This is a genomic window from Nonomuraea harbinensis, from assembly GCF_019396385.1.
In the GTDB taxonomy this organism is placed as follows: domain Bacteria; phylum Actinomycetota; class Actinomycetes; order Streptosporangiales; family Streptosporangiaceae; genus Nonomuraea; species Nonomuraea ferruginea.
Genome location: NZ_JAHKRN010000140.1, coordinates 1 through 550, shown reverse-complemented (window position 1 = coordinate 550; position 550 = coordinate 1). Strand labels below are relative to the sequence as shown.

1 protein-coding gene is annotated in these 550 nt (G+C 69.5%); it reads right to left on the bottom strand.

From position 1 onward, the window contains the following. Window positions 1–550 (bottom strand): AAA family ATPase (locus tag KME79_RS44370; RefSeq protein ID WP_219552694.1); only part of this gene is annotated, 550 nt, incomplete at both ends.

Below are 550 nucleotides of genomic sequence, written 5' to 3'. Positions count from 1 at the left end.
CCCAGGCGCAGCGACTCGGTGACGATGTTGAACGGGCTGATCGGGTTCGACCGGTCGGCGTCGCCGCCGCAGGCGACCTTGTAGTCACGCACATCGCGCAGCCCGCACAGCACCACGGACGCGGGAAACGGACGCCCCTTCGGCCGCGCGTTGTGGCCGTCACGGAGCTGACTGAGGATGCTGACCATGCTGTTGCCCTGCAGGCCGTCGATCTCGTCCATGAGCAGCACCACCCGGCGCGGGCTGCGGCGGCACCACTCGGTCAGCGCCGAATCGAACCTGGTGCCCGCCGGAGCCTGCGGCCAAGAATCCGGTGGCAGCAGTTCCTCCGGCCATCCCGACCACTCGGCGGCCTGGCGGAGGGACTTCAGCAGGATCTCCTCCGCCGCCGCGTAGTCGTCACCGGCCGACTTGGCGCGCTCGCAGGAGAACATCAGGGCGGCGATGTCGCCCTCTGCGGTCAGCTCGGATGCCAGGGCTTCCAGCGCGGTCGTCTTACCGGTCTGCCGGGGCGCGTGGACCACGAAGTACCGGTCCATGTCGATCAGCG